The organism is Sulfuricella denitrificans skB26 (assembly GCF_000297055.2).
GTDB classification, from domain to species: Bacteria; Pseudomonadota; Gammaproteobacteria; order Burkholderiales; family Sulfuricellaceae; genus Sulfuricella; species Sulfuricella denitrificans.
The window spans coordinates 2327144-2349241 of record NC_022357.1 but is presented as its reverse complement, the minus strand read 5'-3'; the positions used below and the strand labels follow the sequence as shown (position 1 = coordinate 2349241).

General features: G+C 56.4%; 18 protein-coding genes. 4 read left to right on the top strand and 14 right to left on the bottom strand.

From position 1 onward, the window contains the following. Positions 1-42: 42 nt before the first annotated feature. The 3 genes from SCD_RS11390 (at position 43) to SCD_RS11380 (ending at position 2867) form a co-directional block, all read left to right on the top strand. Complete coding sequence (locus SCD_RS11390) at positions 43-1311, top strand: aminotransferase class I/II-fold pyridoxal phosphate-dependent enzyme (RefSeq protein WP_009205307.1); 1269 nt, start codon at positions 43-45, stop codon at positions 1309-1311. A gap of 65 nt (positions 1312-1376) precedes the next feature. After that, a complete protein-coding gene (locus SCD_RS11385; RefSeq protein WP_041673479.1) occupies positions 1377-2222 on the top strand; it encodes a tetratricopeptide repeat protein in 846 nt (281 codons plus the stop codon). A 108-nt stretch (positions 2223-2330) separates the two neighbouring features. After that, a complete protein-coding gene (locus tag SCD_RS11380) occupies positions 2331-2867 on the top strand; it encodes a DUF4337 domain-containing protein (protein ID WP_009205305.1) in 537 nt (178 codons plus the stop codon). 46 nt (positions 2868-2913) lie between these two features. On the opposite strand, the gene SCD_RS11375 is transcribed toward SCD_RS11380, so the two are convergent. The 14 genes from SCD_RS11375 to SCD_RS11310 all read right to left on the bottom strand — a co-directional run bounded on the left by SCD_RS11375 (position 2914) and on the right by SCD_RS11310 (position 21155). Beyond that, the gene (locus SCD_RS11375; RefSeq protein ID WP_009205304.1) at positions 2914-3405 is read right to left on the bottom strand and encodes a hypothetical protein; all 492 of its coding nucleotides are present in this window, start codon (positions 3403-3405) and stop codon (positions 2914-2916) included. A 166-nt stretch (positions 3406-3571) separates the two neighbouring features. Beyond that, complete coding sequence (locus tag SCD_RS11370; protein ID WP_009205303.1) at positions 3572-5815, bottom strand: ATPase, T2SS/T4P/T4SS family; 2244 nt, start codon at positions 5813-5815, stop codon at positions 3572-3574. 45 nt (positions 5816-5860) lie between these two features. Continuing rightward, positions 5861-7081, bottom strand: a complete 1221-nt coding sequence (locus SCD_RS11365; RefSeq protein WP_009205302.1) for a sensor histidine kinase — start codon at positions 7079-7081, stop codon at positions 5861-5863. Position 7082: 1 nt separating this feature from the next. Further along, positions 7083-7736: a GTP-binding protein gene (locus tag SCD_RS11360; RefSeq protein ID WP_009205301.1), complete on the bottom strand. Its 654-nt coding sequence runs from the start codon at positions 7734-7736 to the stop codon at positions 7083-7085. After that, positions 7715-8320 carry a response regulator gene (locus tag SCD_RS11355; RefSeq protein WP_009205300.1) on the bottom strand — a complete coding sequence of 202 codons (606 nt, stop codon included), beginning with the start codon at positions 8318-8320 and terminating at the stop codon, positions 7715-7717. Before SCD_RS11355 ends, SCD_RS11360 begins: the two co-directional genes overlap by 22 nt. A 1-nt stretch (position 8321) precedes the next feature. After that, positions 8322-9668: an HD domain-containing phosphohydrolase gene (locus tag SCD_RS11350; protein ID WP_009205299.1), complete on the bottom strand. Its 1347-nt coding sequence runs from the start codon at positions 9666-9668 to the stop codon at positions 8322-8324. Between the two features lie 4 nt (positions 9669-9672). Further along, entirely contained in the window at positions 9673-11076 is a 1404-nt protein-coding gene (locus SCD_RS15830; RefSeq protein WP_009205298.1) for an ATP-binding protein, read from the bottom strand. 11 nt (positions 11077-11087) lie between these two features. Beyond that, entirely contained in the window at positions 11088-11921 is an 834-nt protein-coding gene (locus SCD_RS11340; RefSeq protein ID WP_023506971.1) for an HDOD domain-containing protein, read from the bottom strand. A 7-nt stretch (positions 11922-11928) separates the two neighbouring features. Beyond that, positions 11929-12249, bottom strand: coding sequence for a hypothetical protein (locus SCD_RS11335; protein WP_009205296.1), 321 nt, complete (start codon positions 12247-12249; stop codon positions 11929-11931). Between the two features lie 10 nt (positions 12250-12259). Next, positions 12260-16216 carry an EAL domain-containing protein gene (locus SCD_RS15825; protein WP_009205295.1) on the bottom strand — a complete coding sequence of 1319 codons (3957 nt, stop codon included), beginning with the start codon at positions 16214-16216 and terminating at the stop codon, positions 12260-12262. Positions 16217-16328: 112 nt separating this feature from the next. After that, complete coding sequence (locus SCD_RS11325) at positions 16329-16949, bottom strand: response regulator transcription factor (RefSeq protein ID WP_009205294.1); 621 nt, start codon at positions 16947-16949, stop codon at positions 16329-16331. 5 nt (positions 16950-16954) lie between these two features. After that, entirely contained in the window at positions 16955-19489 is a 2535-nt protein-coding gene (locus tag SCD_RS16905; protein WP_009205293.1) for an ATP-binding protein, read from the bottom strand. Positions 19490-19552: 63 nt separating this feature from the next. Continuing rightward, positions 19553-20386, bottom strand: a complete 834-nt coding sequence (locus tag SCD_RS11315) for an HDOD domain-containing protein (protein WP_009205292.1) — start codon at positions 20384-20386, stop codon at positions 19553-19555. Then, the gene (locus SCD_RS11310; protein WP_009205291.1) at positions 20379-21155 is read right to left on the bottom strand and encodes a response regulator; all 777 of its coding nucleotides are present in this window, start codon (positions 21153-21155) and stop codon (positions 20379-20381) included. Before SCD_RS11310 ends, SCD_RS11315 begins: the two co-directional genes overlap by 8 nt. A gap of 627 nt (positions 21156-21782) precedes the next feature. On the opposite strand from SCD_RS11310, the gene SCD_RS17060 reads away from it, so the two are divergent. Next, on the top strand, positions 21783-22088 hold the full coding sequence (locus SCD_RS17060) for a hypothetical protein (RefSeq protein WP_009205289.1): 306 nt from the start codon (positions 21783-21785) through the stop codon (positions 22086-22088). Positions 22089-22098 lie beyond the last annotated feature (10 nt).

Below are 22098 nucleotides of genomic sequence, written 5' to 3'. Positions count from 1 at the left end.
AAAATTCGGTAACTGATTTGAGCTTTTATAAGGTAGAAAAACTTGGAAGAATTTCGTGAAATCGACACATGGTTGCAATCGCAGCATGCTCACCATGAGATCCCCAGTGCAAGCACATTGCCGGACCCAACTTTCATCAGTGAAGGCCGGCAATATGTTTCATTCAGTACCAACAATTATTTAGGGCTCGCAACCAGCCAGAGATTGATTGGTAAGGCGCGGGAAGGTCTCGAGCAATTTGGCGTAGGCAACTGCGAATCCCGCCTGCTGGGAGGCGACCTGGATATCTACCGGGATCTGGAAGCGAAGCTGGCCAGCTTGAAACACAAGGAGTCCGCGCTGCTGTTCGCAACGGGCTACCTGACCAACCTGGGGGTGTTGTCTGCCCTGGTAAAAACCGCCCAGATGGCGCGGCTGTATGGTTTCAAACCGGTACGCCGCTACAGCTATACTTACTTCTCGGACGAATACAATCACATCAGCATACGCGAAGGCATCCGCATGTCGGGGGCTGATAAGGTGTCCTATCGACACCTCGATCTGGATCATCTGGAGAGCAAGCTGAAAGCTTGCGTTGACCGGGACAAGATCATCGTCAGCGATGGCGTGTTCAGCCAGGATGGCGACATTGCGCCGCTGCCGGGATTGCTTGAACTGGCCGAGCTTTACGATGCCACGGTCTATATCGACGATGCGCATGGTACCGGTGTACTGGGTGAGCATGGCGGGGGTACTTCGGAGCACTTCGACGCCTACAGCCCAAGGCTGATCCAGATGGGCACACTGAGCAAGGCGTATGGTGCAATCGGCGGATTCATCGCGACGGAAAGCCATATTTCCGAAATTCTAAGGTTAACCAGTTCCGCTTATGGATTTACCTCGACCTTGCCGCCAGACCAGGCTTTTGCCGTATCCGAGGCGATCGATATGTCTCAGGATGAGCCCGAGCGCAGGCAGCGGTTGTGGGAGAACCAGCGCTATTTTGTCAGCCGGGTTGAAAAATTGGGTTATTACATCGTTTCCAAAGCGACTCCGATTGTTCCCGTATTCATTGGTGATGAAAGAAAGTGTGATCGGATAGCTGCATTGCTGAAAGATGAGGGCATCCACGTAGATGCGGTCAAGTTCCCGGCGGTAGGGCTGAAACAAAGTCGTTTGCGTTTCATCATGAACGCCAATCACACCAAGGCGCAGATCGACAAGCTGGTCGGCATTCTCGAGGCATTGGCAAAAACGTTCGCGATTCCTGCTGAATTGCGACTAAAGAAAAGCCATCGTGTCGACGCCGCACTGGCTGTGGATATCGAGTAGCCGGTTGATTAAATATAGTCGTTAATACCCTATTTATGATTCTTCAGAATTTCAGGAGATAGCAAATGTTACGAAAAATAATTAATCGTTTTTTATTGTTAATCGCAATGACTATCTTGAATGGAATCGCATTTGCCGATGGCGGTCCAACACTTCACCAGGTTTATCAGGCATCCCAGGCAGGTAAGCTGGACGAGGCCCAGGGCATGATGGAAAAGGTTCTGAATGAGCACCCCAATAGTGGTAAGGCACATTTTGTAGAAGCTGAGATTTTGGCAAAGCAGGGGCGATTGGCAAGTGCTGAAATGGAGCTGAACACCGCCGAACGGCTAGACCCCGGGCTTTCATTTGCCAAACCGCAGTCAGTAAAGGAACTCAAATCAAGGATTGCCGCTGCTCATCAGAGTCAGTCCACGATGAACAGCGTTCTCGCAAAAACAGCCAGCGATTTTCCGTGGGGGTTGTTGCTGCTGGGCATCGGTTCTATTGCGGTGATCACCATGGTGATGCGGGCAATAACGTCCCGCAATGCGGTGACATCCGCTGGTAGCTATCAAATAGGACCGTCGGGAGGAGCAGGGCAATCCCCTGCCGCTGGTCAGGCTTATGCAGGCGGCGGCGTCGCACCTACGGCAGCTGCTGGTGGGGGCATAGGCTCAAGTATCGTTTCCGGTCTTGCAACAGGAGTTGCCGTCGGCGCGGGGGTGGTTGCGGGCGAAGCGCTTGCGCATCACTTCATGGACGGGAATCGTAGTGGAACTAATGCCGTTTCACCTATTGCGGACTCTTGGGACTCGTCTTCCAATAACATGGGCGGTGCAGACTTTGGTATTGCCGATAACTCTTCCTGGGACGACAACTCAAGCCTTGCCGATAGTGGCGGTGTTGGTGGTGGGGACGACTGGAGTTAATGGAAAAAGATCTATGAATTAGCCTGCAGGAAATTAATGCTGGGCTGGATATCGAGTCGCTTTGTTTTGAGCTGATTGAATCGTATCGGGATATAAAGTTGGGGGTCTATGGCGGAGGAAAAGAAAGAATCGTGGCTAAACCACCTGGCGCTGACAACCGTGATATTTGCGGTGTGCGCTACGCTCTCCACATTCAAGGGTGGCGGTTTTTCAACCCGTTCTGTGATGAGCCAATCGCAAGCCTCCGATCAGTGGGCGTACTATCAAGCAAAGAAAATCAAATCCTACCTCTATCAAATGCAGACAGATAAGTTGGCCATTGAGCAGCTTGCACTGCCCGCTTCCTCTTCTGAGAGAGTGGTAACTGCCTACAGAGAAAAAATCGCCGACTACAAAAAGAAAATAGATAAATACGAAATAGAAGAATCTGAAATTCAGGGAAGAGCGAAACAACTAGAAAGCATTCGAGACGAAGCTCAAATACATTCCAGGGCATTTGGTGTAGCGGTCATCTACCTGCAAATTGCCATCTTGCTTTCATCAATTGCCGCCTTGTTGAAAAAGAAAGTGGTTTGGTATGGCGGAGTTGTGGCTGGTCTGGTCGGCTTGATGTACTTTGTAGACGGATTTTTCGCTTTCTTGTGAATGGTCACGTTCTTGGTATGACCCATTGACGCTCTTAGCCGGATGATTATTCGTAGCTCAGAAAATTTTCCGCGGCAGCGTTCTGGCCGTAATGGCTGATCAGAGTTTCGATTTCTTCCTGCAGGGTTTCATCTTCGTCCGGGTCGATGATGCCATCCCCGACCAGTCGAGCGAGCAGTCCATGCCGTATGGCCTCCAGCACCATGCCCAGAGTGGGTGGGGTGCTGGCGCCGGTGTCCATCAGTGCCGAGATGACGCGAGTCAGGCTTTCGCTGGCCTTGACGGTAACGAAATCGATAGCAGGGGCATCGTCCCCGAATTGCTCGATCAGGTCATCAATTTCCTCGAGGAGTGAACGGTTCTGGTCGAAATGCAGATGATCGGCCTGGTATTGTTCACCATTCGTCGTTCTGGAGACAATCCTCCGAACCCAACCGAGTGTCGGCGCTTCGTCGGCGTCCGGGTCGTTGACTGCGGCTTCCAGAATTTGCGACAACTCATCGCTCACGTTGCTGGCAATATCGATAAACGGTTCCATGCTCAACCTTTCCAGTAATCCTAAGTTTTATTGTAGGACAAACCGGGGCATTGAGATGAAGCCGGTGGCTATTCTCTGTTGCAGGCCTAGCCTGCGGTTTTGTATCCATGCGGTGACATGGTTGTTGGTATTCTGACACCTGTTCATGATCCGTTCCATGGCTGCGCTATCGTTGCGGTCCCAGCACGCGCAGCACCTCTTCCAGCGTGGTCAACCCGGCATTGACCTTCTCCCGCGCATCCTCGATCATCGGCGTGGTACCGATCTGGCGCGCCATTTTCGTCATTTCCAGGATGCTGGCACCGCTGGCGATTAGGTGGGACATGTTTTCATCTGGCACCAGTACTTCGTAAATTCCGAGTCGCCCGCGATAGCCGGTGTTGTGACATTTGGTACAGCCCCGGCCACGGGAAACCTTGACCTTGCCGGGCTCGAACAGTGGTCCGAGCCGCGCCAGCAATTCCGGAGCAGGCGTTACTGGTTCGCTGCAATCGTCGCAGATGCGCCGCACCAGGCGCTGGGCGATGATGCCTTCGAGCGCTGTAGCCACCACGTAGGGTTTGAGGCCGAGATCGAACAGGCGGGCGATGGTCGCTACAGCCGAGTTGGTGTGCAGGGTGGAATAGACCAGATGCCCGGTCAGCGCTGCATGAAAGGCCACCTCGGCAGTCTCCAGGTCGCGAATCTCACCGAGCAGCACCACGTCCGGGTCCTGACGCAGTATCGAGCGCAGCACGACGGGAAAAGTCAGGCCGATCTTTTCCTTGATCAGCACCTGCCCGGCCATGTCGAGGTAATACTCTACCGGATCCTCGATAGTGACATAGTTCTTGCCGGGGTCGGCATTGTGCTGCAGCAGACCATACAGGGTGGTGGTCTTGCCGCTGCCGGTGGGGCCGGTGGTCAGGATGATGCCCTGCGGCTTGTCCACCATGTTGAGCACCTTTTTTAGGTCGGCCGGCGAAAAACCGAGCCCCTCGATGCTCTTCACCGCAGAATTGCGGTCGAGGATGCGCATCACCACTTTTTCGCCATTGATGGTGGGCAGGGTGGAAATACGCAGATCGACGATCCGTAGCGGCGTTTTCACCGTGATGCGCCCATCTTGCGGGCGGCGGCGTTCGCTGATGTCGAGTTCTGACATCACCTTCAGACGCGACACCAGTGAGGCATATATCTGGTGCGGGATGTGGATCTTGTCGGCGAGCACGCCATCGATCCTGAGGCGCACTACCACGCTTTTGGTGCGCGGATGGATGTGGATGTCGGATGCGCCGAGGCGGATAGCCTCGAGAATGATGGCATTGACCAGACGGATGGCGGGAGGCTCCTCGGTGCCGCGCAGCAGTTCTTCGAGGGAGCGTTGGTCCTCTTCCTCATCGATCACCACCTCGATACCCTCGTAGGGGTCAACGCTGGATACCAGGGTTTCCAGATCCTCGAACGAGGGCTGTTCTTCCCTGCCGTAGACTTCGGCGATCTTGGCCTTTATTGACGCCACGTCTGCCATCACTGCCTGGATTTCCAGGCCAGAAACAAAACGCAGATCGTCCACCAGACCGGAATCCATCGGATCGGCCACAGCCAGCATCAGGCGCCGGCCTTCCTGCTTGAGCGGCACCACCCATTGCCGCTCACAGAAGCTCTGTGGAATCAGCGCGGCAATTGCCGGGTCGATCTGGAACTCACCGAGAGCAACCTCCTCAACCAGGAAATCCTGGCGCAGGATGTCGCGCAGGGTTTTTTCCGGAATCCAGTCGCGCTCCAGCAGCAGTTTGATGATCGGTTCCTTGTGCGTCTGCTGCAGACGATGCAGTTCCTGCACCTGCTGGCTGTTGAGCAGGCCGCGCTTGTTGAGCATGATTGCGAGCTGGCTGCGATTGGTTACAGCCATCTTGGCCAGCGCACTGATTTCGATGGATTTCTTTGAATTCTCTTTCTGCAGCGCACGGTTTTTCTGGATCAGGTCAAACTGCTCCAGAGCAATTGCCATGGTCACGCGCAAGTCGTCATCGTTCCACGGCTTGAGGATGAACTTGTAGACTGCGCCCTCGTTGATCGCACCCATCACCGCACCGGTGTCGGCATGGCCGGTGAGCATGATGCGAATCATGTCGGGCTGGATCGCCTTGGCCTGCTTCAGTACTTGGGCGCCAGTCATCCCCGGCATCATGTAGTCGGAAATCATCAGGTGGAATACGTCTTTGCGCAGCAGGTCGATTGCATCCGGACCATTGCCGGCGAGCACGATCTCATAGTTTTCCTGGCGGAATACGCGCTGCAGCGCTTTGAGCACATTCGGCTCGTCGTCTACCAGCAGGATGCGGTAAACGGCCGCCTTGGCCGGTTCAGCCTGGCTCGGTTGCACTTCGTCCGGCATGCCGGTAAATAATGATGTGTAATTTGCCATTTTCACCCTACTAAAATCAATGACTCGCGGAGGACGCTACCGGGTTCAACCCGCCGGCAAAATCACCGTAAACGTCGTGCCCATCCCTTCCTTGCTTTTCACCTCGATCCGTCCGCCATGGGCCTGCACGATATCGCGGCATACCGTCAGGCCCAGGCCGGTGCCGCTACCCACTTGACGGGTAGTGAAGAACGGGTCGAAGAGGCGATCCAGGTTCTTCTCCGGGATGCCGCATCCGTTATCGCTGATGCGGATATGGATTTCACTTCCGGCCACTTCGCTGCGAACCTCGATGCGACCCTGGTCGGCAATCGCCTGGGCCGCGTTGAGCAGCAGGTTGAGAAAGACCTGGTTCAAGTGTCCAGGCAAACACATGATTTTGGGTAAAATCCCTAGTTCCATAACCAGTTCCACCCTATCCCTGGTTTGCCCTGCAAGCATATTGCAGGCGAAGCGGAGATTGTCGTTCAGGTCGACGATCTCCGCCTCTGCCTGATCGACATTGGAAAAACCCTTAAGGTCGGACACGATCTTCGTCACACGGTCCGCCCCATCCACACTCTCGCCCAGCAAGGCAGTGAAGTCTTCCAGCAGGAAAGCCATACCCGCCTCTTTCCATGCGGACTGGAACTGCGACATGTTCCCCGTTTGCATGACTGATTCAAGAGCCCCCAGCTTTGATACATACTGCTGTGCGGTGCTGAGATTGCTGCGGATGAAGCCGATCGGGTTGTTGATTTCGTGCGCCACACCCGCCGCAAGCTGGCCGATGGAGGCTAATTTTTCTGCCTGGTAGAGTTGGCGCTGTGCCGATTCAATGATTTTTATCTGCTCCCTGACGCGCGCCTCGAGTTCCCCAGACAGGGCTTTGTAGCGCGCTTCCGATTCCGTCAGGGCCGCATGCTTTTGTTGCAGCGCCGCAAAGTCTTCATGGACAGTCTCGATATGGAGTTCAGCCGCCATGTGGTAGCGCGCCGACAGGCGCAGCATCAGTTCTATCATGGCCGCTGTGGCGGAAAGGCGGGTTTCGTCCGCACTCGCCGATTCAAGCTGGCCAAGTAAATCAAGGTCATGGTGTATCTCGGCACGGCGGGGTTGCGCGTAGGGTTCCTCGCTGCCCAGCAAGCACCTGCCGTCGGCTCCGACCAGACGAAAATCGCCGCCCAGAAGCGCCTTGAGTATGCCGCCCAGCCGCTCCAGCGAAACTCCGGTTAGCAATTCCTGAAGATTCAGCTCACGGTCAAAGGGGAGCGGTGTAATTTCCAATTCAGTCCCCCAGCACAGCGCTGATAAAAGCCTGCTGGCCAACACCGTGCTTTTGCTGCAGCCCGAACAGCCGATCCAGCGCCGGGTAGACCTGCTCGAGCAGTTTGAACAGCGTCTCCCTGACGCCTTCGCCCACCAGGGCAGATGAAAACACTAGCGGCCAGGGTGTCTGAGACCAGCGTTGCATGATCTCGTCTTCGGAAAATATCTGCGCTTCGGGCAAATCGCGCTTGTTGAACTGCACCACCAGTGGCATATGGGAGAAATCCATGCCCACGCGTTGCACGTTCTCCTCAAGATTCTGGAATGACTCCGCATTGTTGACCGATTGCGATCGCTGCGAATCGGCCACGAACACCACGCCGTCGGCACGTGACAGCACGGCTTTGCGGGTTGCATCGTGGGCTACCTGGCCCGGCACCGTGAACAGCTTGAGCTTCACCAGCCAGCCGGATGGCGTCCTGAAGCCGAGCGGTAACAGATCGAAGAACAGGGTGCGGTCGTTCTGCGTTTCCAGGGTCATGATCTCCCCTTTCAGGTCGGGAGCAAGCAGATCATGCAGCCGCATCAGGTTGGTGGTCTTGCCGCTTTGCGCCGGACCGTAGTACACCAGCTTGATCGTGATCTTGCGATTTACTTCGTCGAATTCAGCCACTTGTCGGCTTCCTGCGCGGCATCGTCTGAAAGGTCGGTCTCGTCGAAAATCACCGAACCGTCTTCCCCCCAGTGCACCTTGGTGATCCCCGGGGACTCTTCTTCCAGTCGGCGTAACGCCATTTCCTGTTTGGAGATTACGCCACGTTGCAGCCGCACCTGGTCGGCAAGCTGCTGGTTGTCGCGTAACAGGTCGCGATGCGCCAGGGCCTGCGCCACAGCCGATTTCAGCTCATAGTCGTGCCAGGGCTTGGTGATAAAACGGAAGATCTGCGCCTCATTGATCGCTCCGACCAGCGCTTCCAGATCGGCATATCCTGAAAGAATCAGCCGCTCGGCGTTGGGTTGAATTCTCTTGAACGCCTTGAGGAATGCCACGCCATCCATCTCCGGCATGCGGTAATCCGAAATCACCAGATCGAAGGCCACCCCTTCTTCGGCGCGCTGCAAGGCTTGCTGCGGGGAAGTAAAGATTTCCACCTGAAATTTTGAATGCTCCGTATCCTGAAACGAAGGCGAAGCAAACTGCCGACGCAATGCATTGAGAATGTTCTGTTCGTCATCCACCAACATAATGTGATACATATCACTCCTTCCCGGGTCGTATATAAACTGTCAGCGGCTTGCCTTCGGTATGTTCAAATTCGAGTATTTGCCCAATCATGGCATCGTCCAGCAGATGCCCTTTCGACAGCAGCAGCAAGCCTTCGGGAGAAAGCAGGTCGCGCGCCAACACCATTCCCCCGCACAAGGCAGCGGTGGCTATTTTCATCTCGGGGCCCCCGTAGGCCGAAGGATCGACGCCGCCGAGCAGTTCCAGAAAGACATCCGTTACCTTGGGGTCGTAACGCTTTCCCCGTCCTTCCCTCAGGAAGTCACGTGCCTCGGTTTCCGTCAGCTGCTTGCTCAAAAGTGATCCAATTTGCAGCGCATCGTAATCGTTGGCCACGGCAAGAATGCGCGCTCCTTTCGGAATCGACATGCCGGAGAGCCCATCGGGAAAACCCAGGCCGTCGAAGCGTTCGTGGTGGCTGCGGATCAGCTTGGCGGCTTCCTTCATGTTTTCCAGCGCCATCAATGCAGCCTGGCCGGTGACCGGGTGCTTGACCACCTCGGCGCGCTCCTCGTTAGTCAGAGCAGAAAACGGCTTGTGCAGCAGATGGTCGGGCAGGCCGATCTTGCCGACATCGTGCAGCAGGCCGGCGAACATCACGTCCTGCACTTCGCTGTCGGACAAACCCAGGCGCTGCGCCAGTCGGCGCGCATGGTCCGCCACCCGGCGCGAATGGCCGCCCATCGCGCCTTCACGTAGCTCCATCAGGTTCGAAAACACCTTCAACGAAGTAAGATAGCCTTCCTTCAGCTTCTTGTGCGCCACTTCGAGGAAGCCCATGGTCTGGCGCACCTCCTCGGTGCGTGCCATGACCTTGGCCTCGAGATTGGCGTTGAGGTCCTTCAGTTCCTCGTTCTGCTTCACCGTCAGCGCTTCCAGGCGCTGTTTTTCGAGCTCCAGGTTTTTCAGTTCCAGGGCCTGCTTCACCACCAGCACGATATCGTTGTCGTCCCAGGGCTTGGCGATGTAGCGATAGATTTCGCCCTTGTTGATGGCGTCGATGGTCGAACTCACGTCGGCATAGCCAGTGAGTAGAATGCGAATTGCCTCCGGCCATTTTTGCCTGACTTGTTCGAGGAATTGCGCGCCGTTCATGTTTGGCATGCGCATGTCGGAAATCACCAGGTCGATGGTGTTCTGCTCGAGAATCTGCAAGCCTGCTGCGCCGCCATCGGCGGTAAAGATGCGATAACCCATAGGCCGGAAAAGGCGTTTCAGTGAATTGAGGATGTTGGCCTCGTCATCGACGAACAGCACTGTCGGCGGCTCGATGGCGGCTGATTGCGTCAGACTGGCGGGTTCGATGATGGTCTCGCTCACAACATTACGCTTTCTTTTCAGGTTGCTTGATCGGCAGCCAGACGCGGAAGTTAGTGCCTTTGCCCACTTCGCTGCTGACTTCTATTCTGCCATGGTGTTTCTGGATGATGCTATAGGATAGCGACAGGCCGAGTCCGGTGCCTTTACCCACCGGCTTGGTGGTGAAAAACGGGTCGAAAATGCGATTCAGATTTTCCTGAGAGATGCCCTTGCCGGTATCGCTGAACTCCACCCAGACTTCCTCGCCCTGGACGCCGCTGCGCAGTGTGATGGTGCCGTGCTCCTCGATGGCGTGGGCGGCATTCACCAGCATGTTCATGAACACCTGATTGATCTGCGAGGACAGGCACTCGATGTCGGGCAGGCTGCCGTATTCCTTGACCACTTCCGCCTTGTACTTGATTTCGTTCCAGACGATGTTGAGCGTGCTGTCCAGTCCGTTATGGAGATTCGCCCACTGCCACTCGGCCTCATCGACATGAGAAAAATCCTTGAGGTCCTGCACGATCTTTTTTACGCGGGTGATGCCTTCCTGGGATTCGCTCATCAGCGCTGACACGTCTTCCTTGAGGAAGGAAATGTCGAGCTTGTCGCGCAGAGCGCGGATGTTGGTCAGAACGTCGGGATTGGCGACGAGCAGGGGCTCGGTCTGCTCGTAGGTATCGAGCATGGTGAACAGATCCTTGAGATATTTCTGCAGCGTGCCCAGGTTGGAGTTGATGTAACCCACCGGGTTGTTGATCTCATGCGCCACGCCCGCCGCGAGCTGGCCGATCGAGGCCATTTTTTCCGATTGTAGCAGCTGGTTCTGGGCATCTTCCAGGCGCTCGTTGACACTGCGGATCTCGTCGTTCATCTTGGACAGCATGGCGATGCGTTTTTCCTGGTCGCGGTGCAGACGGGTGTTCTCGACCACGACCGTAATCAGGTTCACCACCACAGCGCCGTTTTCCAGATCAATTTCGGTGTAGGGCTCGGCGGCATCCTTGCGGTTGATGCTGAGTGCGCCGATCACCCGATCTTCGATCTTCAGCGGCCAGCACATCGCCGAGCTCGGTCTTGAGGATTTGTCGCGCACCACGGTAGTTTTGAAGCGCGCATCGCTGGACATATCCCCGTTGAGCAGCAGCGCCTGGCCGGTTTTCGCCACCAGACCGAGAATGCCGCTGCCCAGCTCGATCTTGATGCCGATGACATGATCCGGGATATCGATCCCCGCAACGATGGTAAGCAGCTGGGTGTCTTCCTCGATCAGGCCGAGGGTGCCGCTGTTGGCGCCGAAGCCCTCGACGATGTGTTCCAGGATGGCATGCAGCACCTGCTGCGGCTTGTCGCGCAGACTGGAGGTCTGGCCCAGGCGATAGAGCTGGTAGACCCAGGAAAGCTTGGTGACTTTATCGGAAAGCATAGATATCCTCGTTAGTCGCTGATCAACAGACTGAGGCCGACATACTGCTGCTCGGTTTCGGTCCACAGCGCCGGCATGGTTTTCCAGTCCAGGCCGAGGCGCGACCAGGCACTGCTCGACAGATGCGGGATCAGGTCATAGCCGGCGTTGCCGATGTCCAGTGCATGACACAGTACGTTGGCCACATGCACCAGATCAGTCAGGGTGCCGGATTCGCGCTCGGGCTGGTGATGATCGCGGATCGCCAGCTGGATCACCGCCGGGAATTTCCAGCGCCTGGCCAGTTCGTGGCCAACCTGGGTATGATCCACGCCGAGCGTGATGCTCTCCGCATTCAGCAAAGTGATATCTTCGTCCGCGCTGTGCGCCAGGGCAAGCTGGAAATCATCGTGAAAATAGGCGTCAAGTGCCAGTTTGCCGATATCATGCAGCAGCCCGGCGGTGAAGGCCAGTGCCTGGTTCTGGCCCAGACTTTTGGCCAGCACCTGGGCGCAGGCCGCGGTGCCGATGCCGTGCTGCCAGAAGCCGGTGCGGTCGAAACCCGGGAGACCGGTTTCCGGGAACTGGCTGATGATGCCCGCTGCCGCCACCAGCGAACGAACGTTGTGAAAACCCAGCACCACCACGGCTTCCTGGACAGAGCCCACCTTGCTGCTCATACCGTAGAAGGGCGAGTTGGCTACCCGCAGCACGCGCGCGGTCAGTCCCTGATCCTGGTTGAGTTTCTTTGCCAGGTCGGCGGTCTCGAAATGCGGCATGTCGAAACTGGCCAGAGTTTCCATGACTACAACTGACAACGAAGGAACTTGCTGGATCGTCCTGGTGACTTGATCAAGTGTCAGCATGGTTGCCTTACTCCAGCCCGGCAAGGCGATAGGTTTGCAAAGTGACGCGCAATTTGAGCAACATCGGGTCATCATCTGCCTGGCGAAACAGGTGCTCGATGCGGGCGCCGATTTCCGCCTTGCGGGTGGCGCATTGTTCCGGTGTCAGGATTTCCTCGGCAACTACCATCACATGCTCGATGCCGCGTCGCCGCAGTGAGGCAATGGTGGTATCGTTCAGTGCCACGCCCTCGGTCAGCAGGTGGCCGCCGCTGGCATCGCAGATATCCTGCGCCAGCACCATGCCGGCCGTGAGCTGATCCAGCGCAAATCGTTTTGAGGTTTTCATGAGGTCGGTCTCAGCCTTGCTCGTTCGGTACTATCACCAGCACCTGCCCTTCCGATCCAGAGGATGCGCCCATTGAATGGCTCCAGAATATCACATTGCAGCCATTTTCAAATTGGTAGCCATGGCGTCCCTCGCTCTTTTCAAGGCATTTGATCATGATACTGGGCAGCCTGTCAGTGGCGAATGATCCGACAAGCGGCTGTCTGTCGGCGTCAAAGATTTCGTTTGCCTTGCTGTTGGCAACGGCAATCAGCCCATCTCCATCTACGCCGATAATGCCGACCGATAGGTGTTCGAAAATTTCCTGCGAAATCTGGAGGATACCAGCGTTGTTCTGCAACTCGCTGGTTTTCTGTTCGACACGCATTTCCAGTTGATGCTTGGCAAGATTCAGTTTCTCGTTGATTTCAGTCATTTCTTCAGTCAGGCGCTGGCTGCCCTGAGCCAGTTCATAGTGCTGGAAGGCTTTCTGGACGTTGGCGCGTAGCAGGTCGTCATCCCACGGTTTGGTGAAAAATTTATAGATCGAGCCTTCGTTGATGGCGTCGGTCACGCTTTTCAGGTCGGTATAGCCGGACAGCACTATGCGCACCGTCTCGGGGTAGAGTCGCTTAACCCGGCGCAGAAATTCAACCCCGGTCATCTCCGGCATGCGCTGGTCGGAAATAATCACGCCAACCAGATTTTTTGCCAGCAGGTCCAGAGCCGTGGCCGCATTGGTTGCCTTGAGGATCCTGTAACCATCTCGGTGCAGCAGGCGGGTGAGCGAGGTCAGGATGTTTTCCTCGTCGTCGAGCAGCAGCAGGGTACGCTGGCCCAATGCCTCCGTCGCGCCTCCGACCTGCGGGCTGCGCTCCCTGAGGAGGATTTCGAACTCCTCCGCAGAAACCGGCCGGCTGAATAAATAGCCCTGCATTTCGTCGCAGTTGCGCAGGTGCAGGAAGGATCTCTGCTCTTCGGTTTCGACGCCTTCGGCAATGACCATCAGACCCAGTTCGTGCGCCATCGAGATGATGGTCTTGGCGATTGCTGCATCATTCGGGTCAGTGGTGATGTCGTTGATGAAAGTCTTGTCGATTTTCAGGGTATGGATAGGGAAACGTTTCAGATAATTCAGGCTGGAATAGCCGGTGCCAAAATCGTCGATCGACAACTTGATTCCCATCGCCTTGAGACGGCCCAGCGTGGCGATGGTCGCCTCGACGTTTTGCATGACCAGGCTTTCGGTTACCTCCAGATCGAGGTGGGAGGGATCAAGCCCGGACTCTCTGAGGATGCCGGTCACCATTTCGACCAGGTTCGGCTGCCTGAACTGGCGCGCCGATAGATTCACTGCAACGCTGATGTGTTTCAGTCCGGCAAGTTGCCAGGCCTTGTTCTGGAGGCAGGCGGTGCGCAGCACCCATTCTCCGAGCGAGATGATCATGCCTGAATCCTCCACTACCGGGATGAACATGGATGGAGAAACCAGGCCCAGTTCCGGGTGCTGCCAGCGTACCAGCGCTTCCATGCCGGTGATCTCGCCGGTGCGCAGGTCTACTTGCGGTTGGTAATGAAGCAGGAATTCGTTGCGTTCAAGCGCCTGGTATAGGCAGTTTTCCAGTGTCAGCCGTTCCATTGCCTTGATATTCATCTCCTCGGCGTAATACTGGGCATTGTTGCGTCCCAGCTCCTTGGCTCGATACATGGCGGCATCGGCATTTTTTAGCAGCGTCTGCTTGTCCTCACCATCCTTCGGATAGGATGCGATGCCGATGCTGCACGTGACATGCAGCTCGCGGTCATTTAAATTGAAGGGCGCCGACATCGCCTTAAGAAGTTTCTGAGTAACCGCAGAAACATCGTCTGCCACCCTGATTTCCGACAGGAGCAAGACAAATTCATCTCCCCCATGACGCGCCACGGTGTCGCCTTCTCGCACGCTGCCGGTAAGACGGGTGGCCACTTGGGCCAGCAGCGCGTCGCCGGTATCGTGGCCAAGGCTGTCGTTGATATTCTTGAAATTGTCCAGGTCGATAAACAATATGGCTAGGCCGTAGTCGTGGCGGCGCGAGAAAATCAGGGCCTGGTTGAGGCGGTCCTGGAACAGGTTGCGGTTGGCAAGCCCGGTCAGTTCATCGTAGTTGGCCTGGCGCTCAAGCTGGTTTTCACTACGCTTGAGCTCGCTGATGTCGGTATAAATGGCAACATAATGAGTGATGTCGCCCTGCTCGTTGCAAACCGTGCTGATCGCCATCCAGGCCGGGTAGATTTCCCCATTTTTACGCTTGTTCCAGATTTCGCCCTGCCAGTGGCCACTTCGGCGAATGGAATTCATCATGCCGTGGAAAAACTCCGCGGAATGGCGCCCCGATTTCAGCAGGGCAGGGCTCTGGCCAATCGCCTCGGTCCGGTCATAACCGGTGATCTCGATAAAGGCCTGGTTGACCGAGACGATATGGTTTTGTGCGTCGGTGATAAAAATGGCTTCCTGGGTGCCTTCAAATACCTGGGCGGCGAGGCGCAACTGTTGCTCGGCCTGCTTGCGCTCGGTAATGTCCATGAAGGTGATGACAGAGCCTTCGACTCGCCCTTCGTGGTGAATCGGATGAGACCAGTATTCCACGGGAAACGCGGTGCCGTCCTTGCGCCAGAACACCTCATTGTCCACGTGGACACCCTGGTCAGCCAAATAAGCTTCATAAGCACGACATTTCTCCGCCGGGTAGCGGGAGCCGTCTGCGTGGCTGTGATGGAACAAATCGTGGGCGTGCCGGCCAAGCAGTTCCTCTTCATGCTCGTAGCCCAGCATATGCAGACAGGCCGGATTGGCGAAGGTAATCAATCCCTCCATGTTTACCCCGTAGATGGCCTCGGCAGCCGATTCGAGGAGCAGGCGGGTCTGCTGTTCGCTGCGCTGGATCAGCGCCTGATGCCTGAGCTTGTCCTCGTATTGCCGGGCCAGAAACTGCATGCGCTGCTGCCGCCACAACAACCCTACGAGCACTCCCGCCCCGGCGATGAAGGCGAAAGTCAGTGCCGCCAAGATCCAGGCGGTACTGTGGATCGGGGCATAGAGTTCCTCCTTGTCCATTTTGACGACCAGGAACCAGGGTGAATCCGGCACTTCTCGCGCTGCACCGATCACAGGGATTCCCCGGTAATCGACCCCTTCTACCAGCCCGCCTTCACCTCGTACCACCATTGCGGCCAGCAATTTCTTTGCGGCGACTGGAAACCTCAGTTGCAACGCCGTATTGTCGCGATGGCGCAGGTTGTTCATAACCACCACCTCATCGCCTTCGCGCCGGAGCAGCATGGCCTCTGCGCTAGTGCTCGACGATGGCCAGGACTGCAGCAGGGGGAAGAGGTAACGCTGCGGGTCGATGCGGAAATAGATGGCGGCGATAGCCCGAGTGCTTCCGTTCTGGCCGGCGAGGAGGGGCACCACCAGATCCATCCGCGCGCGCGGCGCTTCCGCGCCCTCATGCAGGTCAGTCAGGATGGCCTGACGGGTGCGCATGGCCTCCATGACCACTTTCACCCCATGGAGAGTGGGCGGCCTGGCATGGGGGGTAATGGGCAAGTTCCGGACAACGCCCCGTTCATCCAGGATGAATGCGGCCTGGAAGTCATAAGCCTGCTGCACCGCTTTCAGGCGCTGAACGATGCGTTGCGCGCCTGGGTCAAGCGACGCGCCGCGCTGCAGCCAGTGCTCGACAGCTTCCGCCAGCATCGGGTCTCTGACAATCTCCTCGGCATTGTTCAGAAACTCATCCCGCCATTTCTCCACCTGGCGCACCCGCAGGTCGGCGATGGCGCCGAGGGTCTCATGCGCTTCTTTCTGAACCCGCTGCTGATAATGGCTGAAGACAAAAAAGCCGGTGCCGCCAATGGTGCAGGCCAATAGCCCGAACACCAGCAAGGGCTGCCAGGCAAACAATCTGGGGGTGGAGTGCTGGCTGGCTGGGAATGACTCGGTTGTCATACATTGTTTCCTGTCAGATCATGCATAAGGTAGATCGCCAACCAGACAATATAATAACAACAGAAAACTCTAGCATCCGTATAAATACGGACAAATGAATAACAGGATCTAATTATCCTGCTTTGTTATCCCTGAAATCCAGCATCATTTTCACCAGATTGGACAGGGACTCGGCCTGCAATTTAGACATGATGTTGGCACGGTGTGTTTCCACCGTCCTCACGCTCACTTCGAGCAGGTCGGCAATGGCTTTGTTGGATTTGCCGGTCACCAGCATGTCCATGACTTCATGCTCGCGCGGGGTCAGCCGCGCCAGCCGCTGGCTGATCTGATTGCGGTTGCGGCGGTCAAGGCGGGCAGTTGCGTCCATCTTGATGGCCTTGTGCAGGTGCTCGAGCAGCACTTCGTTGTCGAAGGGTTTTTCAAGGAAATCCAGCGCGCCCAGCTTCATTGCGCTGACTGCCGCCGACACGTTGCCATAGCCGGTAAGGAAAATAATGGGAATGTGGATATGCTCGAGTTTGAGGCGCTGCTGTAATTCCAGCCCGCTCATGCAAGGCATTTGCACATCGAGCAGCAAACAGCCCGGTTGGTCGGAATGATAGGCGTCGAGAAACTCCATGGCGCTGGCGAAGGATTTCGCTCCCATTCCCGCCGATCGTACCAGCCGGTGCAGTGCACTTCGCATTTCGGCGTCATCGTCCACGATATAAACGTTTGGCTCAAATTTCATTTCATTTATTGCCGGGGTGAAAGGTTGATGGTTGTGCCCTGCTGCACCGGCAGCCATACTCTAAACATTGTGCCATTTCCGATCACACTTTCGACCTCGATGTGTCCGTTGTGCTTCTGGATTATGCCGTATGAGAGCGACAGTCCTAGCCCGGTTCCCGTGCCTACCGGCTTGGTGGTAAAGAATGGCTCGAAAATTCGGGTGAGGTGCTCCGGGGCTATGCCTTTTCCGCTGTCAGCTATTTCCACCCAGACGCGCTCACCTTCTGCTCCGGTGCGAATAGTGATGGTGCCTCGCGTTTCAATCGCATGGCCGGCGTTGACGAGGAGGTTCATGAATACCTGGTTGAGTTGGGAAGGGAAACAATTGACTTCAGGCAGGTTGCCATATTCCTTGATCACTTCGGTCTTGTACTTGAGCTCGTTCCACACGATATTGAGTGTAGTGTCAATGCCACTATGCAAATCGGTCCACTGCCACTCGGCTTCATCCACATGGGAAAAATCCTTGAGGTCCTGGACAATCTTCTTCACCCGGGTGATGCCGTCGCGGGATTCAGCCATGAGGGCTGAGATGTCTTCGCGCAGGAATTCCAGGTCAGCCGCCTGTTTTGCGGCCTGCACACTGGACAAGGCTGTGCTGTCGGTGATGGCGTTTTCCGCCAGTTCGTAGGCGGCGACCACGTTGAAGATCGACTGGATGTAGGTGTCGAGCGAGCCGAGGTTGGAATTGACATAGCCGATGGGGTTGTTGATTTCGTGCGCCACGCCCGCCGCCAACTGGCCGATAGAGGCCATTTTTTCCGATTGCAGCAACTGGTTCTGTGCTTCTTCCAGCCTGGTTATCAATACCCGCTGTTCCTCACGTTCTGTTTGCAGGGTCTGGTTGGTCACCCGGAGGGTATTTAGCAGGTCGTAGCGTTGCAGAACGAGACCGATCTCCATGCCCAGCATGTCCATGAGCAACTCGTCGTTATCGGTGAACGGTACACCGTTGTCCTTGTCCGCCAGGTAAAGAACGCCATGGTTTGTGCTTCCTGCGCCAATCGGCACGCCAATCAGGCTCTTCATGGGAGGATGGTTGGGCGGGAAACCGCAGGCGCGCGGGTCAGCGGCGATGTCATCCACCCGCACGATTTTGCCCTCGTGGTAAAAGGCGCCGAGCAGACCCTTGCCGGTAGGCAGATTGCCGAGTCGGGTGCGGGTTTCCGCGTCGATACCTTCGGTAACAAAGCTGGCGAGATTGCCATCGGCGCCAAACACGCCAAGCGCACCATAGTGGGCGCTGGTCAGGCTCATGGCGTTACTCACGATGCCGTGGCAGAAAGCCTCCATTTCCCCGTTCTTGGTCAATGACTCATCCGCCTCGCGCACTCGTTCCATGGAGGCGTAGAAGAGCGCCATGCGCACGTTGGCGTCCGCCAGGGCGTTCATCTGTCGGTCGTTATCCGCCTCTACCTCGCGCACCTTGGCATCTGCCTCCATTAGCGCCTGATTGGTGTTTAGCAGAGCGGCATGGCTGGCGAGCACTTCGTCATGAGACTGTTTCAGTCGGCTGCGTGAGGCAACCATTTCCCGTACGATCGGACCGACCTGCCAGCGCAGCAGGGCGAAACCGAGCGCCAGCAGCGTGGCGAGAAAGGGGGCGATCCACAGAAAATGCGCGCGTATCGGCTGTGTCAGTTCGGCGGTGTCGATCTTGACCGCCATGCCCAGGCCGCTGTCGCCAGCCGGCTGGAAGGCGTCGAGCACCTCATGTTCGCGATAATCGAGCGTGGCGACGCTCCCTTTTTTGCCGTCCAGCGCCTCGCTCAGCGGCGTTGGCGTGCCCTTGACGTGGCGCGCGCTGTCGAAAGGCTGCGGACGGTGGCGAGTAGGAAAGCAGCTCATCTGCTCGGCCGACAGGGCCGCGCATAGCGCAATCTCCCCGGTTTCGCCCAAGCCGTGGTAATTGAGAAAGGCGCGGGTCATGTCGGCGAGCGGATATTCCAGCTTTACCGTCCCGATTTCAGCCCCGTCTGCCGCGCCGTTTAGCCGCATCGTCGTGGTCACGTTGAGGTAATAGCCGTCACGCCACAGCAGGCTGGTTTTTTCTGGGTGGCGCAGGCTGACAGCAAAGGGCGTACGCAGAAACTCGCCGCTGGACGCCACGAGATCGCCGCGCACATCGTACAGGGCAATCGCCGAGGACTTCTGATCGCGTTGGATAGTGTTCAGCACCCTGCCGATTTCACGCCGGGTTTCCAGCTTTCCAGAACCATCGTGGATAGCGGACATCAGCTTGGTGACGTGAGGCCGGCGGTTGGCGATGCTGCTTGCGATGTCTATGCCGGTGTTGACTTCGTGGTGGAACAGCGCAGTCCGGTCGTGGAGTATCCGCACCAGGCCATTTTCCAGCTCCGCCCTTAACTGTTGCGCCAGTACGGCGAAAATAACGCCCCCGGTGACAAGCATGGTGAGCACCAGGATGGCGATAGTGAGCAGGCCGATGCGGCGCTCCTCGCGTTCCGTGCCAAACAGTACATCAAGCAATTTTCTCAACGACAGTTCCTTATTTTTATCAGCTCAAAGTTCAGGTGCGCAGTGCCCTGCATCGCCTCTAAGTCAGGAATTCGTCACCAGTTTCTTTGCGGCTTCCAGTTGCTCCGGTTGTGGCAAACACTTGTGGAGCTTGTCCCAATCCAGTTTCAAGGCATCACGCAGGACTTGTGGAATCCGGGCGAACCACTCCTCCTCAGGCAGGCCTTCCTCGCTGGCCAGCGTCAGCGCCCTGGCTACCTGCACCACGCCTGTCATGATCAGGAAAGGCTGGTGTCCGGGCTGATAGTGGTAGCGAATGGCATCCTCGATGGCGGATGGAAATTTCCAGCGGTGTGCGACTTCCGCACCCAGTTCCGCATGATCGAAGCCGAGTGTGGCGCGTTCTGCCTGTATCAGTTTATCTCCATCACATCCTTGCACGCTTTGCCATATCACGGCAAAACGGTCATGGGCGCACACGTCCAGCACCATGATGCCGATATCGTGCAACAGGCCGGCAGAGAAAGCCATTTCGGAATCCTGCCGCAGACATTTCGCCACGGCTCTGGCGTAGGTGGCGACGACCAGGCTGCGCTGCCAGTAGTGCTCGCGGTCGACGCAGGCGGTCGATGCGGAGGAAGAGAAAGCGTCGATGAACCCGGCGGAAATCACCAGGCTGCGAATGGTGCCGAATCCCAGTACCACCACGGCTTCCTGCGTGGAGCCGACCTGGCGCGGCAAACCGTAGAAAGCCGAGTTGGCGACCCGAAGCACTTTGGCGACCAGCGCCTGGTCCTGGCTGATTTTTTGTGCCAGATGCTGGCTATCCAGTGCCGGGTTGTCGAAGTTCTGGATCAGTTCCTGCACCACGGCAGGAATGGCGGGGAGCTGGTGCAGGTTGCCCAGTATTTCATGCATCGTGGTTCGCCTGTTCGATTTGCTGTTGCGGGGCAAATGCCAGCACTATGCCATTTGATTGGGATAGGCGCCCCATCGTAGTTTGCCAGCAATGAAAACGCACGCCATCGGGCATGGTGACGATGGCATCTCCGCTGCAACCCAGCAGTTGGTCAGGGATCATTTCTCTGGCGGACTCTCCCAGCAGCGGCCTGTCTTCGCCCCGGTCAAGCAGATGGTGGGCCATGGAATTGGCAAGGGCAATGTAGCCATCACCATCAATGCCGATGACAGCCACCGGCAGAGACTCAAGGATTTCCTGGGAGACCTGCAGGGTTTTCAGGTTGCGCGTCACTTCAAGGGTTTTTTCCTCTACCCGCTTTTCGAGTTCATGGTTGAGGCGGTAATTTTCCTGCTTCATTTCGTAGCGCTGGAAAGCCTCTTCAATATTGGCGCGCAGCAGGTTATCTTCCCACGGTTTGGTTAGAAACTTGTAGATGGCACCATGGTTGATGGCGTCGGTGACGGAGTTGAGATCGGTGTAGCCGGACAGCACGATGCGTACGGTATCGGGATACAGTTCGTGCGCCTTGTGCAGGAATTCCACCCCGGTCATTTCCGGCATGCGCTGATCGGAAACGATCACCCCGACTTCGTGCTGCGCCAGCACTTCCAGCCCCTCCTTGCCGCTCCCGGCACGCAGGATGTTATAGCCCGCCGGTCGCAATAGGCGGGTCAGGGCGGAAAGGATATTGGCTTCGTCGTCCACCAGCAGTATCGTGCGTTCCATGCTTGTTTCCTTGTGGCTGAGAAGATGGCCTACCGTTTTTATGGAAATCTGGCAGGGGTGTCAATGGCTGAAACGAGAGTTGGGTTGCAATTTTAGAAAATATAGTTTATGAAATCGGTGGGAAATAGGCAACATGATTCATTTTGCATAACAATTCAGACCAGTGAGTTTTCGTATTAAACTCAAGTCAGCTATGGTTTAAGAGCAAAACGACTGGCTTTGCCGACGCTTGGCGTTATTGAAAATCCAATAGCCCCTCCTTGAGAGAGGCGTGAGGTTAACCTGGAAACTTACCAAAGCGGATAATGGAGTCGTTACAATCGCGATTATTTTTCCGGTTTTTCCCGGCAGCCTAATTCTACTTTGTCTAATGGGTCTGTCCCCCCATTTTGAAAAAGGGCTAGGGGGATGTGGGACGGCGCAACATGATTTCCACGCTGAAAAATCCCCCTCAATCCCCATTTTTCGAAGGGGGAAGCCGAAACCAGGCGGCTTTGTATGTCCAATGTGACAAAGTAGAACTTACCGGACATAAGGAAATCGGCTGCAAAATAATCTGGCCGGTGCATGGGGTAAAAAACGAGAAGGTGGGTTGATGGGCGCAGTGCTTACCGCAGGAAGGATGACATGAAACCGGTGCCAAAGAAAAATTTTGGCAGCCTGTTTATCGGCACGGTAGTCGCGCTGGTAGGCGGACTTGCGCTGTGGGGCTGGCTGTTCGATTTCTCTTTTCTGGCTCGGATGTTGTCCGGTATTGAATCCATGGCGCCCAACACTGCGCTGGCCTTCGTGCTTGCCGGGGTTTGGGTGGTGTTGGCGGCAATCGATCCCCAGCGCCCTGTCCTGATAGTGCTAGGGGCTGCAGTCTGCGCGCTGGCTACATCGAGATTCCGCGCATGGACGGCACACCTTCCTGAAGAAAATCATGGCTGAACACCCTACG

Excerpts from the sequence above, each read along its gene's own strand:
- SCD_RS11340 (WP_023506971.1), bottom strand. The coding sequence starts at position 11,921 with ATGCTGACACTTGATCAAGTCACCAGGACGATCCAGCAAGTTCCTTCG.
- SCD_RS15830 (WP_009205298.1), bottom strand. The coding sequence starts at position 11,076 with ATGCTTTCCGATAAAGTCACCAAGCTTTCCTGGGTCTACCAGCTCTAT.
- SCD_RS11370 (WP_009205303.1), bottom strand. The coding sequence starts at position 5,815 with ATGGCAAATTACACATCATTATTTACCGGCATGCCGGACGAAGTGCAA.
- SCD_RS11315 (WP_009205292.1), bottom strand. The coding sequence starts at position 20,386 with ATGCATGAAATACTGGGCAACCTGCACCAGCTCCCCGCCATTCCTGCC.
- SCD_RS11385 (WP_041673479.1), top strand. The coding sequence starts at position 1,377 with ATGTTACGAAAAATAATTAATCGTTTTTTATTGTTAATCGCAATGACT.
- SCD_RS11355 (WP_009205300.1), bottom strand. The coding sequence starts at position 8,320 with ATGTATCACATTATGTTGGTGGATGACGAACAGAACATTCTCAATGCA.
- SCD_RS11375 (WP_009205304.1), bottom strand. The coding sequence starts at position 3,405 with ATGGAACCGTTTATCGATATTGCCAGCAACGTGAGCGATGAGTTGTCG.
- SCD_RS17060 (WP_009205289.1), top strand. The coding sequence starts at position 21,783 with ATGAAACCGGTGCCAAAGAAAAATTTTGGCAGCCTGTTTATCGGCACG.
- SCD_RS11310 (WP_009205291.1), bottom strand. The coding sequence starts at position 21,155 with ATGGAACGCACGATACTGCTGGTGGACGACGAAGCCAATATCCTTTCC.
- SCD_RS11380 (WP_009205305.1), top strand. The coding sequence starts at position 2,331 with ATGGCGGAGGAAAAGAAAGAATCGTGGCTAAACCACCTGGCGCTGACA.
- SCD_RS15825 (WP_009205295.1), bottom strand. The coding sequence starts at position 16,216 with ATGACAACCGAGTCATTCCCAGCCAGCCAGCACTCCACCCCCAGATTG.
- SCD_RS11335 (WP_009205296.1), bottom strand. The coding sequence starts at position 12,249 with ATGAAAACCTCAAAACGATTTGCGCTGGATCAGCTCACGGCCGGCATG.
- SCD_RS11325 (WP_009205294.1), bottom strand. The coding sequence starts at position 16,949 with ATGAAATTTGAGCCAAACGTTTATATCGTGGACGATGACGCCGAAATG.